Origin of the sequence: Ephemeroptericola cinctiostellae, assembly GCF_003339525.1 — a bacterium.
Taxonomy (GTDB): domain Bacteria; phylum Pseudomonadota; class Gammaproteobacteria; order Burkholderiales; family Burkholderiaceae; genus Hydromonas; species Hydromonas cinctiostellae.
The window spans coordinates 534,331-550,449 of sequence record NZ_CP031124.1 but is presented as its reverse complement, the minus strand read 5'-3'; the positions used below and the strand labels follow the sequence as shown (position 1 = coordinate 550,449).

12 protein-coding genes are annotated in these 16,119 nt (G+C 49.6%); 4 read left to right on the top strand and 8 right to left on the bottom strand.

The features are described 5' to 3' along the window. Positions 1 to 126: 126 nt before the first annotated feature. The 3 genes from DTO96_RS02640 to DTO96_RS02630 all read right to left on the bottom strand — a co-directional run bounded on the left by DTO96_RS02640 (position 127) and on the right by DTO96_RS02630 (position 4,726). Entirely contained in the window at positions 127 to 2,964 is a 2,838-nt protein-coding gene (locus tag DTO96_RS02640) for an aminotransferase class I/II-fold pyridoxal phosphate-dependent enzyme (RefSeq protein WP_114562081.1), read from the bottom strand. A 39-nt stretch (positions 2,965 to 3,003) separates the two neighbouring features. Continuing rightward, positions 3,004 to 3,690 (bottom strand): IS1595 family transposase, encoded by a 687-nt coding sequence (locus DTO96_RS02635; protein WP_114562080.1) that lies wholly within the window; start codon positions 3,688 to 3,690, stop codon positions 3,004 to 3,006. A 106-nt stretch (positions 3,691 to 3,796) separates the two neighbouring features. After that, positions 3,797 to 4,726 carry a carbon-nitrogen hydrolase family protein gene (locus tag DTO96_RS02630; RefSeq protein WP_114562079.1) on the bottom strand — a complete coding sequence of 310 codons (930 nt, stop codon included), beginning with the start codon at positions 4,724 to 4,726 and terminating at the stop codon, positions 3,797 to 3,799. A 439-nt stretch (positions 4,727 to 5,165) separates the two neighbouring features. On the opposite strand from DTO96_RS02630, the gene rsmB reads away from it, so the two are divergent. The 4 genes from rsmB to DTO96_RS02610 all read left to right on the top strand — a co-directional run bounded on the left by rsmB (position 5,166) and on the right by DTO96_RS02610 (position 10,513). Then, a complete protein-coding gene (rsmB, locus tag DTO96_RS02625; RefSeq protein ID WP_225972542.1) occupies positions 5,166 to 6,611 on the top strand; it encodes a 16S rRNA (cytosine(967)-C(5))-methyltransferase RsmB in 1,446 nt (481 codons plus the stop codon). Between the two features lie 44 nt (positions 6,612 to 6,655). Beyond that, positions 6,656 to 7,255 carry a DUF4390 domain-containing protein gene (locus tag DTO96_RS02620; protein WP_114562078.1) on the top strand — a complete coding sequence of 200 codons (600 nt, stop codon included), beginning with the start codon at positions 6,656 to 6,658 and terminating at the stop codon, positions 7,253 to 7,255. A 132-nt stretch (positions 7,256 to 7,387) separates the two neighbouring features. After that, on the top strand, positions 7,388 to 9,700 hold the full coding sequence (locus DTO96_RS02615; protein WP_114562077.1) for an ATP-binding protein: 2,313 nt from the start codon (positions 7,388 to 7,390) through the stop codon (positions 9,698 to 9,700). 63 nt (positions 9,701 to 9,763) lie between these two features. Further along, entirely contained in the window at positions 9,764 to 10,513 is a 750-nt protein-coding gene (locus DTO96_RS02610; RefSeq protein WP_114562076.1) for a response regulator, read from the top strand. 91 nt (positions 10,514 to 10,604) lie between these two features. Here DTO96_RS02610 and DTO96_RS02605 read toward each other — a convergent pair whose 3' ends face one another. The 5 genes from DTO96_RS02605 to DTO96_RS02585 all read right to left on the bottom strand — a co-directional run bounded on the left by DTO96_RS02605 (position 10,605) and on the right by DTO96_RS02585 (position 15,897). Then, positions 10,605 to 11,924 (bottom strand): 3-deoxy-D-manno-octulosonic acid transferase, encoded by a 1,320-nt coding sequence (locus tag DTO96_RS02605; protein ID WP_114562075.1) that lies wholly within the window; start codon positions 11,922 to 11,924, stop codon positions 10,605 to 10,607. An 8-nt stretch (positions 11,925 to 11,932) separates the two neighbouring features. Continuing rightward, positions 11,933 to 13,120: a lipopolysaccharide heptosyltransferase I gene (waaC, locus tag DTO96_RS02600; RefSeq protein WP_114562074.1), complete on the bottom strand. Its 1,188-nt coding sequence runs from the start codon at positions 13,118 to 13,120 to the stop codon at positions 11,933 to 11,935. 99 nt (positions 13,121 to 13,219) lie between these two features. Continuing rightward, positions 13,220 to 13,843, bottom strand: coding sequence for a DUF4254 domain-containing protein (locus DTO96_RS02595; protein WP_114562073.1), 624 nt, complete (start codon positions 13,841 to 13,843; stop codon positions 13,220 to 13,222). 508 nt (positions 13,844 to 14,351) lie between these two features. Further along, entirely contained in the window at positions 14,352 to 15,071 is a 720-nt protein-coding gene (locus DTO96_RS02590) for a pirin family protein (RefSeq protein WP_114562072.1), read from the bottom strand. A 241-nt stretch (positions 15,072 to 15,312) separates the two neighbouring features. Beyond that, positions 15,313 to 15,897, bottom strand: coding sequence for an ester cyclase (locus DTO96_RS02585; RefSeq protein ID WP_225972541.1), 585 nt, complete (start codon positions 15,895 to 15,897; stop codon positions 15,313 to 15,315). Positions 15,898 to 16,119: the final 222 nt, after the last annotated feature.

Genomic DNA, 16,119 nt, shown 5'->3' with positions numbered 1-16,119 from the left:
TTGTTTTGATGACCATACGTTTACATCGTGCCCCTCTAACAAAAAAAGAGATTGACCCGTTGTGTAGGAAACACAAGAAAAGCAAACCCCTGCTTTTCCTGCATTGCCTTTACTGCTGCATTACCTTTATTCACCAGGCTGAATCACCGTTTGCAATGCCTGCTCAGTGAATACCCTGAAACCCAACTCAGGACGATAACCATGAATTTCCTTGACATCAAGGGCCTCCATGAACGATACGATTTCTTGGCTGATGACTTGCCCTGGCACCAAAATTGGAAAACCGGGTGGATAGGGAATCACAAACATGGCCGAAACCACATCGCGGCCTTTTTTGATTTCTGCATGCAGTTCAGCAAAATGGAAATACTCGCAATTTTCCTCATCGTACGACAGGAAGAAAGGACGACGAATGTTGCCATCGGGTGTCACAATCAGCTTGCCATCGGCTTTTACAACTTTATTGTCTTTGACTTTTTGACCCTTTTTCTCCGCTTTTTCTTGCAACAGCGCCGTCTGCTTGGTGCTGTGCTGGAATGCGGGGTGAAAACGTGAAAAATCAGGCAACGGCGGCAAATCTTCAGTCAACGATTTCACACGTTTGTCGTGAATGCGCTTTTCGACATGACTCATGTCTTCAACACGCTCGTCAATCTCTTGGGCAATTTTCACCAGCACCTCAATCAAATAAGCAACCGATGAGCGTGTGGTGCCGATGTTGGTCATGAACAACACCGAATTGCGGCTGGTTTTGTTGATTTGAATGCCATACTTGTTCATTAAATACGCATTTTTAAAGGTGTCACCATCGATGCCCGTTGCGCCAATCACCAGTGTCAATCGCGATGGGTCAAGTGCAAACTCATCATGTATCCACGCGCTTTCCATGTCGGCCCAACCTTTTTCTGCACAGAAATAGGCGTCCACACCAGAGCTGCGGTATTCACCAGGAATCATGTCCGCCACTTTAAGGAAGGAGAAATATTTCCTCAACAAGGGATGAGAAGCCACACGTTCACGCAAGGTCATGGCCAGATCAATTTGGCGCTGCACCAGCTCGTAACCTTCCAACTCCACTTGACGACGGCCCACATCCAACGAGGCCAAAATTTGGTAGTTGGGTGAAGTCGAGGTGTGGGTCATGTACGCTTCGTGAAAAGCCTCTTCGGTTTTATCCTTGAAATCCTGATCCCACACATGAATCATTGAACCTTGACGCAATGAAGTCAATGTTTTATGCGTTGAATGCGTCGCGTACACGCGCACCCGTGCCAATTCAGGGTTGGGCATCAAACGGGTATTGAGTACTTTTTCCTCATCGTTCCAATCGGCCTCGGTGAATTTTTCAGTGAAGGCCGCGTACTTCTTGATGTAAGCAGGGTCTTTAAACTTGGTTTTGAGCATGGCCGCCGTCGCCATTGCGGTGCGGTGACGATAGGTTGGATGAAAGCGAGCAAATGCAAACCACGCCTCGTCCCACAAAAACACGAGGTCGGGTTTGATCGCCAAACATTCTTCCATCACCCGTTCAACGTTGTACACCACGCCATCAAAGGTGCAGTTGGTCAACAAGACCATGCGCACACGATCCAGCGTGCCTGCTTTTTTGTAGTGCAACAAGGTGCGTTTGAGTTCTTTGATCGGTACCGCACCGTACATTGAATATTCATTGAGTGGATACGAGTCGAGGTAAGCGACGTGTGCTCCCGCCAACACCATCCCGTAATGGTGCGATTTGTGGCAGTTGCGATCGACAATGACGATGTCGTCGGGTTTGACAATCGCTTGCACGACGATCTTATTCGCAGTGGATGTGCCGTTGGTGGCAAAGAAAGTTTTCTTTGCACCAAACGCACGCGCAGCGTATTCTTGTGCAAGCTTGAGTGGGCCCACAGGTTCGAGCAACGAGTCTAAACCGCCACTGGTGGCTGAAGTTTCAGCCATGAACACATTCATGCCATAAAACTGCGCCATGTCTTGAATCCAGCTCGAATTCATGATGGATTTGGCACGAGAAATCGGTAAGGCGTGGAACACCCCCGTCGGTTGACGCGAGTATTCTTTTAAAGCATTGAAAAAAGGTGTGCGGAAACGTTCACCGACACCCCGGTGGATCGAGGTGTACAGCTCAGTGTCATCCTCATCACGGAAGAACACCCGTTTAAAGACATCTCCGACTTTTGCCCCCACTTCAGCCGCAGACACATCCGTGACCAAATACAAATCCATTTCTGGACGCAAATTATGGATGTGCTTGCCCAATAAAATGCCACGCTCTGACTCAGGCAGGCGCTCGGCGTGTTCCGCATCCAAGCCCCCCAGCATGTTGCGCACAAAATCAAGCTGATACTCTGATTTGAATGGGAACTGATGACGAATAATGGTTGCTTGCAGATTGAAGTTGAACAAAGTTGCAATCATTGCATCTTCAAATGTCGGCGCAACCACCACGTCATAAATGAAGGGGTCATCTTTACGGCGCGAACGAATGATGCGCTCACGCAAGGCATTGTGCTCATCTGCCGTCAAATCGCCGACCACCAAAACTTCAAAATAAGGTTGGCTAATTTGTGCTTCACGCTCCGCTTCTTCTTCTTTGACAATGTCGATGTCTTCGGCGGCCTCATCCACATTAAATGGGCGGTGACGATAGGTTTTGTCCGACAACATGCGATTGATGCGGCGCACCGCTTTGTGGGCACGAATGTAATCACCTTCCTCAAACCACCGAATGATGTCATTGAACAAGTGGCGCCCAGGGAAAGCCCAATACCCCTCAATCGGTGCCAACAACATCAATGCGGCCGCCACAGATGCCCGCTGTTTTTCAAAAGCCGCATGCTCAGGCTTCATGTCCATCAAACGTCCCATGCCGTCGGTCAACACAATCCAACCATCGTCGCGCATCTCCCAAACGCTGCGGTAGCGATTGAGAGACAACGAGGGTGCTTTTAATTTGCTCATCTCAGTTCCTTTGTGTGAATATGTTATTATTTTTGGGTCTTAGGAAGCAGAATTCAATAACGGCTCATCTCGCAGCATGTTAAGAAGCACTTTATACAAGTCGCTTTTGCGATGGTTAAACCTAAATTCAGTTTCCTTCAAATGCAGTAAAAATGTGTTTTTCGGAACGCCGTTAAACTGAACCAAACGACGTTTAGCATAGCTCCAGAATGATTCTATCCCATTCACATGATTAGAACCATTTACAAACTCATCGGCACCATGATTCACCCGGAAGTGTTTATCAAACCCGATGTCCACCAAGCCATTATAGCCGCGCCAACCATCGGTATGGATAACGCTGTTAATGTCTGCTTTCCCACGAATAATGGCTTGCAGGCTGGCTTTGGAAGCATCAGGCACAATCTCAGTGTAGATATTGCCATCACGTTTGAGTAAACCAAACACGATGGTTTTACCTGAAGCACCACGTCCGCGTTTACCTCGAACACGATGCGGACCAAAATATGATTCGTCGGCTTCCAACTCTCCTTTGAGTGGTGAGCCTTGGAGACAAACAATCACCAAACGACGACGAATCTTGAGGTAAATGGTGTTGATTGAACGAACGGATATGCCGCTTAACGCAGCACATTCCGTTGCCGTTAAATCAAGGGCAAAATACCGTAAAATTTGGCGAAACTTCGCTTCGCTAATTTTTGAATGTTTGAAGTACTTGTTTTTCATTTGGTCTCAAGAGCTTAGCGCATATTTTAATGCGTTTGCTTCCTAAGACCCTATTTTTTATATAAAAAACGCACGTTGAAAGTCAACGCACGTCCAGAACCACCAATCACCCCATGGGACCACTGATTTCCATGGTCTTATTCAGAGGGTCACCCTCCTCATCCTCACTCAAGCCATCATTCAAATTGCGACCTGGTTTTTTCAAAGGCCCCAACGTGTATAAATAGTCATCCACGGATGCGACACGGTTGTACACGCTGAACTCCACAGGGCGATCACGGAACGATTTGAGCACTTGCCCCAAACCACGCAAGCCTGTTTCGCGCTCACGCCGCACTTTACCTAAATCAACCTGTACCGCCATGATTTCAGGCATGGTCGATGCTTGATGCACCACATAACCCGAACAATCCACCACACAGGATTGACCAACACCACCATCGCCCACACCATTGACATCAAAAAAATACACTTGATTTTGTGCTGCCGCCGCACGGCACATCGCCAATTCAACCTCGCGGTCAATGGTGTCCGTCATTGTTGGGTGAATAATTACTTCGGCACCCATTGCAGCCAACGTGCGGGTTGTTTCTGGAAACCACATGTCATAACAAATCGACAGGCCAATTCGCCCCACATTTGGAATGTCAAATACCACAAAACGATCGCCCGGCGTGATGCCTTGCTCATACGGAAAAAACGGAAACATTTTGCGGTAACGCTCAACCACCACACCATCAGGCGAAATCACAGGCGTGGTGTTGTAAACATGACCATCCAATTGTTCAAACATGGAACCTGGAATCAACCACATCCGATATTTTGCTGCAATTGCCTGTAAACGTTGCTCTGCCTCACCTGGCATCGGTTGCGCATGCACGGGATGCGAACCAAAAACGCATAACTCTGAAAACACCATCACACTCACCCACGGAAAGCGTTTCCGCACATGAGCCACATAACGCTCCATCATATCAATGTTATCTGCTGTTGCTGATACAGGCATCTGAATGCCTGCAATACCTAAAATTGTCATGCCTGTCCTTAAAAATACAATGATATTTAACCATCATCCATTTGAGACCATTAAATATCGTCACTTTCCATATAAATTCTCAAAAGGTCATAAGCTTTTACTGTTAATCGTCAAAAGGGCCAGGAAATAATACGGCAAAATTACAGATTGACGCTAAAAGCTCACAATAAAAACCCCCGAAAACCCATATAAAACAAGGCATTCGCACCAATTGAAGGCACAGTTTAACCGCCCGTCTTGCGCAATGTCAATGCATTTAATGGAGCAAAATGCGTTTAAATAGGGATGGATTAAAGGTGCGATGCAGCATTTAAAACAAACCAAACATTTAAGGGACAGATATTCCACGGATCAAGACCCCCCCCCTAAATTCTCCCCCCTATATCATCCCACCGATTTATTTGGTATTCTTCGGTTTGACCATTTTAAGACACACACCATGACCCAAGACACACGCCCACCTAAAGCACGCCCTTCATTTAAGAGAAAACCTTACAAACCTCAAAGCGCACCTCAACACATTAAAGCATCATCCGACGGTCATGAGGAGCGCATGCATTTAGAAGATGTCCGTGTGTATAACTTAGCGGGCACCACATTGGCCTACCAATTGGCTATGGCCGCACACATCGTGATGGCGGTCAAACAAGGTTACTCCATGCAACACGCGTTAACGGCCATCGACATGGCAGAAGGTGCCCGCGCCAACGTACAACGCCTGTGTTTTGATGCCATGCGTCATTGGGGTACAACACAGTTTTGGATTGACCGTGCAGTCAGCAACCCACCGGGACCGTGGTTGCAAGCCTTGATGGCCGTCAGCTTGACCCAATTGGCTTTTGAACACGAAAGTGAATTTGTGCTGGTCGATCAGGCAGTCGAAGCGGCCACCAACATGAAACCGCATGCCAAGGGTTTGGTGAATGCGATTTTGCGTCGATTTTTGCGCGAACGCGAACAATGGCAAGCCGACGCACTGACTGACGAAGTCGCCACATGGAATTACCCACGCTGGTGGATCAATGCCGTCAAACAACATTACCCAGATGACTGGCAGCGCATCTTGACGGTGGGTAATTCGCACCCGCCCATGACCTTACGCGTTAATGCTTCGCGAGGCACCGCGATTGAATACATCGATTACATCAAAGAAGACGAGCTTGTTGCACACACCATGCCTGCGCTCAGCGCGGACACTGTGATCCTCGACAAACCTTGCAATGTCATGGATTTACCTGCATTCGCCGATGGTGGCGTATCGGTACAAGATGCGGGCGCACAATTGGCAGCCGACTTGCTCGATGTGACGAACGGCATGCGCGTGCTGGATGCATGCGCCGCCCCTGGTGGCAAAACCTGTCACATTCTGGAACGTTATGATGTCGATTTAACCGCGATTGAAAAAGATGAGCAGCGCGCTGCACGCATCGAAGACAATTTACAACGCCTCAACTTGCAAGCCAACATCATCGTCACCGACGCCAACAATGCGCACCAATGGTGGGATCGTGTGGCATTCGATCGGGTCTTGCTTGATGCCCCCTGCTCAGCCAGCGGCATTGTCCGTCGCCACCCCGACATTCGTTGGTTGCGTGAAGCCAACGATTTGGATGGTTTAGCGAGACAACAAGCTCAACTGTTGCGTACAATGTGGAAAACCGTTGCTGTCGGCGGGCGTTTACTGTATTGCACATGTTCAATTTTCCCTGAAGAAGGTGAACAGGTCATTCAGGCGTTTTTATCGCACACAGCCAACGCTCAGCGGATTGAATTGCCCCAAATGACGGCATTGATGCATGGCACAGGTCAACTGCTTCCGACCGCCACAGACACACTCAATCACGATGGTTTCTATTATGCGGCCCTAACCAAAACAGCGGATTAATATCCATTTCATTCACCAACGATGAATCAACCACGGATCCTTGCATGTTAATAGTCCACTCATACCCCAAGTCAACATTCGCACAGCACTGGCAACGCATCTGTGCGGCCTTGATTTTGGTGTGTGCCGCACTGATCCTGCCCAGCACAGCACAAGCCGCCATCACCCCGCAATACGCCACGCTCAGTCGCATGAGCGATGGTGGTTATTCGGTGAATGCCGATTTCCGTTTTGCAATGCCACAGCAGCTACAAGATGCCATCAACCATGGCACACCCATCACATTCACCGTTGATTTTGAACTGTCTCGCCCACGTTGGTATTGGGCCAATGAGGACGTCGTTTCTGCTCGCCGCGATTACCGCATTTCATACAACAGCTTGACCCAACAGTACCGTGTGGCAGCAGACTCTGATCAATATCGATTCAACACCCTGAGTGAATGCATCCTGTTCGCCTCACGCCCGAATCAATGGCGCGTGCTGGGCAGCGATCAATACACGTCAGGAGAGCAATACGATGCCGCCATTCGCCTGTCACTCAACACATCCAAATTACCGCGCACCTATCAGTTGAACTCTTTGACACAACAGGGTTGGGGCTTGAACTCAGGCTGGTATCGCTTTAACTTCACCCCGCGTTAAAAGCCATACACTCACATACATTCAATCAAGACTGATGCGACCCACGACCACCGGACTTTAAACACACGCGCCTTGCACCTTGATGTTTCGATTCAACAAATTTGTCCCTAGCCCGAATGGTGCATTTGCATTATGAATAAATACCTCAAACACTTTCTGATTGGCACCATGGTGTTGGGTACCGCCTTGCTGGTTGGACTCGCATTGGCCACGCGGAGCAATTCAGATTTCCAAAGTCAATATGCGTTGTTGTTGGGACTGAATGTCGGCACCATTGTCGTCATGCTGACGCTACTTGGCATTTTAGCCACATGGCTGTGGCGGCGTTTTCGCAACAACGTGTTTGGCACCCGTTTACTGACCCGCTTTGCCCTGTCTTTTGCTTTACTAGGCATCATTCCCAGCATCTTGCTGTACCTGATCTCAACCATGTTTGTGTCGCGCACCATCGACACATGGTTCAACCTTAAATTGAATGCCGCTTTAGAAGCAGGACTGAATTTTGGCCGCGAAGGCTTGGCACGAGCGAGCGATCAAACACGCGACAATCTCGCCCGCCTCAGCATTGAAGTCAAAGGGCAAAACCTCGACCATGAGTCTGTCACCCGTGCCAATGAATGGCTAAAAACGTATCGATTACAAGCCGTTGGTGCGGTCGATAAAAATGGCACAGTACTATGGCAACGTAACGCAGAAGCCACCAATGACTCGCCCGTTTCGGACGTCCTCGCGCCCCGATTTACGCCCGACACACTGCTCAAAGCGCGCGAAGGTTGGACGCAGGTGGAGGACGAATCCGATGCTCAAGACAGCGAAACAACCAGTGACACTGCGGCCAATGGCACATCTCCTCAGCCGCCCACCATTCATGCCTTGAAAGAAATCCCCAACGCCACAGGGCAAGCACGTTTTTTGTATGCCCAACGCACCATGCCCGCTAATTTTGCACAAAAGGTCAATGACATTCAAAATGGCTTGCGCGACTATCAAGCCACCGAGTCATCACGCAACAGCCTGCGCAATTTGTACCGTGTCACCCTATCCATCACACTTTTCTTGACCATGTTAGCCGCATTGGCCGCTGCATTTTTGATCGCCAATCGAATGATTCAGCCGATTTTATGGCTGGCTCAAGCCACACGTCTGGTGGCCACAGGACATTATGCACTCGTACCGCAGCGCGTCAAAGGCTCGGATGAACTGATGCAGCTGGTGGACTCCTTTGGCGACATGGCTCAGCAACTCAATGTCACACAAGCCTCTCTGCATCACAATCAAAAAGAACTCGAAGCGGCCAAAGCCTACTCCGAAGCGGTGCTCGACAACCTGTCCTCTGGTGTGTTGGTGTTTGACAATGACTTTGTTCTTGAGTCATTCAATCGCAGCGCATCACGCATGTTTCAGACAGACCTCAGCCCTTGGGTCGGCCAGCACATGGCACACATTGATGCCCTCTCATCGCTGTTTGAGCCGATTCAGGCCGCCATCACCACGCAGACCAACCACAGCCCAACAACAAACAACTGGCGCGTGCAACAAAACATCACCTTCGACAATGCCCAGCACACCAACGACCTCACCGTTTCAGTGCAAGGTTCACGCTTCATTGCAGAGGATGGCGAACACAGCATTGTCTTGGTCTGCGATGACATTTCACCCATCATCTCTGCCCAACGCACTTTGGCATGGGGTGAGGTGGCACGCCGATTGGCCCATGAAATCAAAAACCCACTCACCCCCATTCAACTGTCAGCCGAACGCCTGAACATGAAGTTGCATGACAAACTCGACGCCACCGATCAAAGTTTACTTGAGCGCAGCACGCGCACCATCGTCAATCAAGTGACCGCCCTGCAAAACATGGCCGACGAGTTCCGCGATTATGCCCGTGCACCTGAAATTGCTTTTGCGCCCATGAGTTTGAATGAGCTGCTGCAAGAGATTCTGGTCTTGTACGAAAGCGGCGAAGGCATGAAATACCACGTCAGTGCACACTATGCCGAGCACCTGCCCTTCATTTTGGCCGATGCACAACAACTGCGCCAAGTGCTGCACAACCTGATTAAAAATGCCATTGAAGCCCACCCAGAAAGCACGTTCCCACGGGTTGAGATTGAAACACGCCGTGTTGACTTGCAAAATGACAGTTTACTCACCACTCACGCCGTCAATTTGACCATACGCGATCACGGCACAGGCTTCAGCCCAAAAATCCTTTCACGCATGTTCGAACCTTACAACACCACCAAAAGCACAGGCACGGGACTTGGTCTGCCTGTGGTTAAAAAAATCATCGATGCCCATCATGGGAAAATCAGTGTGAAGAACCACACAAAAAATGATGGACAAATCGAGATTTTAGGTGCACAAATTGATATACTGTTTCTAAATGTGGTGCAAAATGACAACATGGGTTTACGCAGCCACACCCCACAGTTGATTTAAAACAACAGTAAACTCATTACAACCTCTAGCACCACCCACAAACCGTGAAAGATGGACTGTTAAATGGCAAATATTCTGGTTGTCGACGATGAAATGGGCATCCGCGAACTGCTCTCTGAAATTCTGTATGACGAGGGGCATGTCGTCATGCTCGCCGAAAATGCCACCCAAGCCAGAGCGGCACGCAACAAAAGCCGCCCAGATTTGGTTTTGCTGGACATTTGGATGCCTGACACCGATGGCGTCACCCTTCTCAAAGAATGGGCGCTTAACGGTCAATTGACCATGCCTGTGGTCATGATGAGTGGTCATGCCAGCATTGACACTGCTGTCGAAGCCACACGCATAGGTGCTTTGGATTTTCTTGAAAAACCCATCACGTTACAAAAACTGCTGCACACCGTGCAACAAGGCCTGCTGCGTTCCACCCCTCCCGACATTAACAAAGTGGTCAATCAACAGATGGGCACAGGGCAAACTGCCGCTAAAACCTATGCTCCCACAGACGCCACACCCACAATAACACCCACCCAACACAACCCAAGTGAAACCAGCCCAACAGCTGAAATCAATGTGGCCTCCAGCATGCCCCCCCACTTGAGCCCCAGCGCCCTCGAACTGTCCAAGCTCAGTTTGGAGCTGCCCTTGCGCGAGGCGCGTGACTGCTTTGAACGCATTTATTTCGAATACCACCTGCAACAAGAAAATGCCAACATCACCCGTGTTGCAGAAAAAACGGGGCTTGAGCGCACCCACTTGTACCGCAAGCTGAAACAACTGAATATTGCCATCAGCAAGGCCAACAAAAAATAAACATTGCTGAACATACAGGCGGTGATCAGGGTAAGGATTTCCCATAAAAAAACTGAGCCATGTGCTCAGTTTTTTTATGGGCGTGACGGTCTTACAAAAGACACCTCAATGTCTTGGCCACAGCCCCTTGATGCATTGCACAAAAATCAATCGCACGCGCCTGCTGCTGAGCGTACCTCGCCCCATGCGTCAACAGATTCGCAGTCACCTCCAGACCTTGTTGCATGTCCTCACACTGCACCAAAGCCCCTGCAACCTGTGCGTCGGCAGCCGCTTGGGCAAAATTATACGTGTGCACACCAATGACCGTGGGCTTACCGATCGACAAAGGCTCAAGAAAATTTTGCCCCCCCAAAGGCATCCACGCCCCACCCATCATCACCACATCAGCCAAGGCATAATACTCGAACATATGCCCCATCGTGTCACCCAAGACCACTTGTGCGGCCTGCATTCGCGCTTGACGCGCCCCCTCAGGTAAGGCATCCAATTCACTTTTGCGCACCAAACGTTCGCCCAAAAAACCCGCATCGATCAATAGGCGCTCAACATCATCAAACCGCTGTGGGTGTCGCGGCACAACCCACCACTGAAGGCCTCGCGGAAAAGCAGAAGCCAACATAGGCAATGACGCCAACCACAAGGCCTCTTCACCTTCACGTGTTGACGACAGCACCACCACAGAACGCTCCCCCAAAAGCCGCTTAAGCACAAGACCTTGATCAACCTGATCAACAGGTGCTTTCATGTCAAATTTTAGGTTACCTGTGACCACGAGCTGCGCCGCAGTCGCACCTGCCTGCACATAACGCGCGGCATCGGCCTCAGTTTGTGCACAAATGCGATAAAATCCACGGTAAGCCGCTCCCATCAAGCGCGACAACTTTAACGTCTGTTTCAGTGATTTAACGGATAAACGCCCATTCACCAAACTGATGCGCACGCCCCGCCGATTTGCCGCAGCCACCATATTGGGCCACACTTCAGTCTCCATCACCCACACATCGGTCGGCGCAAAGGTTCGAAAAAATCGAGCCACTACCGTGTACAAATCATACGGCACATACACCTGCGTCATGCGCCCATCGGCGAGCTGTGCCGCAAACAAAGACTGACCCGCGGCTCGTCCCGTCGGCGTGGTGTGGGTCAAAATCACATGAACATCAGGCTGAGCAGCGTACAACGCTTCAATCAATGGCAACGCAGCACGTGTTTCACCCAAAGACACAGCATGCACCCACACTCGCCGCGATGCGGGCGCAATCCGTTTTTTTAAGTAAAATGCAAAACGCTCACCCCAGTGGCGAGCGTATTCTGGCTGTTTGCGTGCACGCCACAACAAATAGATTTGCCCTAAGGGTTGCAAACAGAACAGCAGTGCACTGTACGCCCATAAAATCAAAGCATCCATCCGTCAGCCTACCCTTCAAAGCGCATGTGATGCAGCACCGCCTGTGGGCTGCTCATCGGCGACAACCCGATGTCAGGCAGCTCACCCTGCCAGCGGTGACGGTGCGCCACATCAAACGACTGCGCCCACGTCAATTGCTCAATCACCGCATCCGCAGTCGGTGGTGTCCCCACCCCGCCCAAACCAACGCAATAATTCACGCCCATCAATGCAGCCAACTGCGGATCAAAATCCGCATAAATGCCAACGGTTGGGCGCGCCAAAGCCGCAGCCAAATGGGTGAAACCGCTGTCCAAACCCACCACTGCATGGCTCACCGCCAGACACTGAGCCACTTGTGTAATCGTTAAAAAGGGGGGCACTATCGGCAACACATCGGCCCGAACGCCCGCACTCACCGCCGCATCATACAGCTGCTCACTGCGCACACGTTCCGCATCACTGCCCCAAAGCAGCAAACTGCGTTGCCCCTGCGCAGCCAAGTGCACAATCAACTGAATCCAATGCTGCACATCCCATAGTTTTTCATCGCGGCTGGCACCATGAATCAAAGAGACCCACGGCGGTTCAACGGGCTGAACATTCGACGCACCCGTTTTAGTAAGAAAAGACCAGTCGCTCGGTACAGCCAAGCCTTTCAAACCAAAATCAACCACGGCCTCCAATGAGTAACCCAAAACCGCCGCACTCAATTGGCGATTACGCGAAACCGACGTGTCTTGCCGTGACACTGTAAAGCAGTGCTGATAAGCGCGTGTCGCCAAAGGCTCACGCACACTGGCGGCATCGTAACCACAGTAACCCCGCTGTGGATGCAAAGCACCACAATCAGTCGGTACCGCACCTGAGAGACGAGCCATGCGCGTCATTGCAGCGCTCTTAACCAAGCCTTGTAAATCAATGACCACGTCATAGGTTTCTGCACGTAAATTGTGCCAAAAATCATTCATCAACTGCCGTGTTTCTGTGCGCCACAACGACTTTCGCCATTTGCGCCACGCCACAGGAATGACTTTATGAACCGCAGGATGCAAACGCGCAATCGCATCAAAAGGCCGTTCTGCGAGCCAATCAATCTGCGCATTGGGATAGGCACGAGCGATGTCACTGACCGCTGGCAACGCGTGCACCAAGTCCCCCATCGAGCTGGTTTTGACCAATAAAATTTTCAAATCAATGCCCTCATCTGCATCCACACACCATTCGTTTGCAATCCATGGTTTATCTTCATGCGAGCAAGCTTATGCGCTTCTTGCCGTTTTTTAATTCTTGTGACCCTCACACATCACGCCAGATCAACGCACTTGCTCTTTCACCAATTCTGGATTGAGCGTTTTGTCGTTGTACATTTTGAACTGGCGATAAATTTTGTAATACACATGACCCGCTTGCATGTCAGCCAACAACCCATTCAAACACGCACCCAAATCGGCGCGCTGTTCCAATAACGTATTGAGCTTTTCAGTGCATTTTTCAATGTGTGCAGCATCCACATCTGTGCGCGTTGTTTGCGCACGCATGGCTTTGATTTTTAAACTCATGATCGACATGCGGTCAATCATTGCGCCTGCGGTTTCGCTGTTCAAACGCGCGCCACTGCTTTGGAACTCACTCACAGGCTTCATGCGCACAAGAATTTCCTCATCAACACGTTCGGTTGCATCATTGCGCGCTTGGTTAAAGCCATCAATGTGGCGTTTATTTTGTGCAATTTCATCGCCACTGACCGTTGTCCGGCGCGCCAAATCTTCCTCGGCCCACAACGATGCATTATTGAAATGGTTCGCTTCAATCCATGCCCACACACCCTCAGAGAACTGGCGTGGGCTGCTTGTAAAATCATCACGTGCCAATGCAGCATCATGAAAAGCCATCACATTGACGGCTTGTATCTCTTCAAAAAATGGGGTTGTGCTCATGTTTTCACCTATCGATGGGTTCAAATAATGGAGTCCATTATGCCACAAGGCGAAGAGGAAACATACCCGAAGCCCATCCAAAACATGCCTCAACCATGCTTAGATGTGGATAAACCATCCCTCAATTCATCATGATTGATACAAAACAAGTGACCCATGGATTGGCCACAGCAAGAATGCACTTCTTTTATCGCGTAAAAAAACCACGCCTAATGGCGTGGTAAAAAAGAGAAGGATTTTCATCACCTCCCTACAGCAGTAACAGGTGACACGATAGACATGCAAAACATACTAAACCCAAATTTCGGATAGTTTGTGGATGTTCGATCACGGGCATTTATTTTTCAGGCGCGTCGACCAACAGCCGACAGGACACACTACCAAAGGTTGCAACATAACCATCAAACCAAATGCAATTGACCAAGCAATGCGAACGCCTTTTACAATTGACAATTGACCCGCCCACACCCACTCAATCTTCCACTCGCTTGCTCGCACTCGTTTACTTTCACTCTCGTGGCAAATCAAACAACAGCACTTGGGCATGCGCATCCAATTTCACCTCAACCATTGGCTCATCCCAGATTTTAAGTGCATCACCTGCTTGCAATGCCACACCATTCACCGTCGCCGCGCCCATCGCAACATGCACATAAGCCGCACGTTGTTCACCCAGCTCATAACTGCGCTCACGAGCACCATCCACTTCCCGAGCATTCAACAAGGCCGCATCTTGATACAAACGCATGGCACCCGTCGCACCACGCCATTCGCCATTTGGTGCCGCAATGACGCGCCAGCCATTGGCCTGAGGCAAATCGCCCAAAGGGGATTGCTCGTACTCGGGTGCGATCCCGTGCACATTGGGTTCAATCCAAATTTGCAGCAAATGAGCTTCACTCGCATCCGATGAATTGAACTCTGAATGACGCACCCCACTGCCCGCACTCATTTTTTGCACCTCACCCGCAGGGATTTTTTCCTGATTGCCCATGCTGTCGCGGTGAGACAATTCGCCATCCAAGATATACGTGATGATTTCCATGTTGTCATGGCCATGTGTACCAAAACCCATCGATGGTGCGATGCGGTCCTCATTGATGACACGCAAAGGCCCAAAACCCATATTGTTGGGGTCGTAATAGCTTGAAAAAGAAAAACTGTGTTTGGCTTTCAGCCAACCGTGATCGGCACCACCTCGCTGATGTGACAAATGGGTTTGTAGCACGATGAACTCCTTGTGGTTCGCCGCAGAACGCGGCGGATATAAATTAAAATGCTTCGACCTTCGACTTTTAAAAAGCAGAGGCTAATGAAAATGCGGAATCACCCGTTTACCCCCCCACATTCAAAAAAAGGAAATGAAAGGGGTTTAAAAACAGGGGGCTTCTCCAACACGATGTGCTTGTTTCCATTGCTGTCAGGACTTCCCTGACAGCAATGATGACCTTAAAACCATTGCCCTGTTTTTATGGCGCCAAACCAATTTGCTTCATAAACGCTTGATTATCCCAAAACAAATACTCCTCATCCATCACGCCGGCCTTCGTCCAATGCCCAAGGGTTGACATTTGCAACTTAAAGGCTTTACCCGTCGGAGGAATCGTTTGACCGCCGCCAATGGGCATGGGCTGGGTGAATGTGCCTTCCATCACACCGATCACACCCGTCCATTCACCCGAGCCAAACCGAACAGGGTGCGTTTTAATGCGGGTGTCTGGCGCAAAGACAAACATGGGTTTCAATTCATCAACGTGCGCCGCCAAGCCTTTGGTGGTGTGACCATCGGGGTAGTGCACCAAAATATCTTTCGCATGGCTTTCCGTCAAGCGATCCCATTTTTGGTTGGTGTACACATCAAAATCCAATGTGTCAAAATTTTTCAAATTGGCATTGGTCGTTTTTTCAGCATCTTGATATGCCGCCAATTCTGCCATCAAGGCTGGAACAGGTGAATGAATTGCTTTTTTCATGGGTGCAGCGTGTGCCGAAATGGACACAACTGATCCCAACGCAGCAGTGATGATGGCAATGATTTTAATTTTTAAAGTCATGATAAGCTCCAAAGTAACAGTAAATAACAGTAAACATAATTAGCACGATAAGCACACAACCCCTGTGTGATTGCAGAAAGTGTACGCCCAACCCTCACTCAAATAAATCCACAAAGCATCAAATGACTTTATCAATTTTGAAATAATGATGAAAAATTAAAAAACACACATGCAAAAAATGAATCCCAGTTCATTCACCTCTCATTCACCCTCCCCCATAAA

What these genes read in the sequence shown, in the direction of transcription:
- DTO96_RS02640 (WP_114562081.1), bottom strand. Translation starts at nt 2,964, where the DNA reads ATGAGCAAATTAAAAGCACCCTCGTTGTCTCTCAATCGCTACCGCAGC.
- DTO96_RS02635 (WP_114562080.1), bottom strand. Translation starts at nt 3,690, where the DNA reads ATGAAAAACAAGTACTTCAAACATTCAAAAATTAGCGAAGCGAAGTTT.
- DTO96_RS02630 (WP_114562079.1), bottom strand. Translation starts at nt 4,726, where the DNA reads ATGACAATTTTAGGTATTGCAGGCATTCAGATGCCTGTATCAGCAACA.
- rsmB (WP_225972542.1), top strand. Translation starts at nt 5,166, where the DNA reads ATGACCCAAGACACACGCCCACCTAAAGCACGCCCTTCATTTAAGAGA.
- DTO96_RS02620 (WP_114562078.1), top strand. Translation starts at nt 6,656, where the DNA reads ATGTTAATAGTCCACTCATACCCCAAGTCAACATTCGCACAGCACTGG.
- DTO96_RS02615 (WP_114562077.1), top strand. Translation starts at nt 7,388, where the DNA reads ATGAATAAATACCTCAAACACTTTCTGATTGGCACCATGGTGTTGGGT.
- DTO96_RS02610 (WP_114562076.1), top strand. Translation starts at nt 9,764, where the DNA reads ATGGCAAATATTCTGGTTGTCGACGATGAAATGGGCATCCGCGAACTG.
- DTO96_RS02605 (WP_114562075.1), bottom strand. Translation starts at nt 11,924, where the DNA reads ATGGATGCTTTGATTTTATGGGCGTACAGTGCACTGCTGTTCTGTTTG.
- DTO96_RS02595 (WP_114562073.1), bottom strand. Translation starts at nt 13,843, where the DNA reads ATGAGCACAACCCCATTTTTTGAAGAGATACAAGCCGTCAATGTGATG.
- DTO96_RS02585 (WP_225972541.1), bottom strand. Translation starts at nt 15,897, where the DNA reads ATGACTTTAAAAATTAAAATCATTGCCATCATCACTGCTGCGTTGGGA.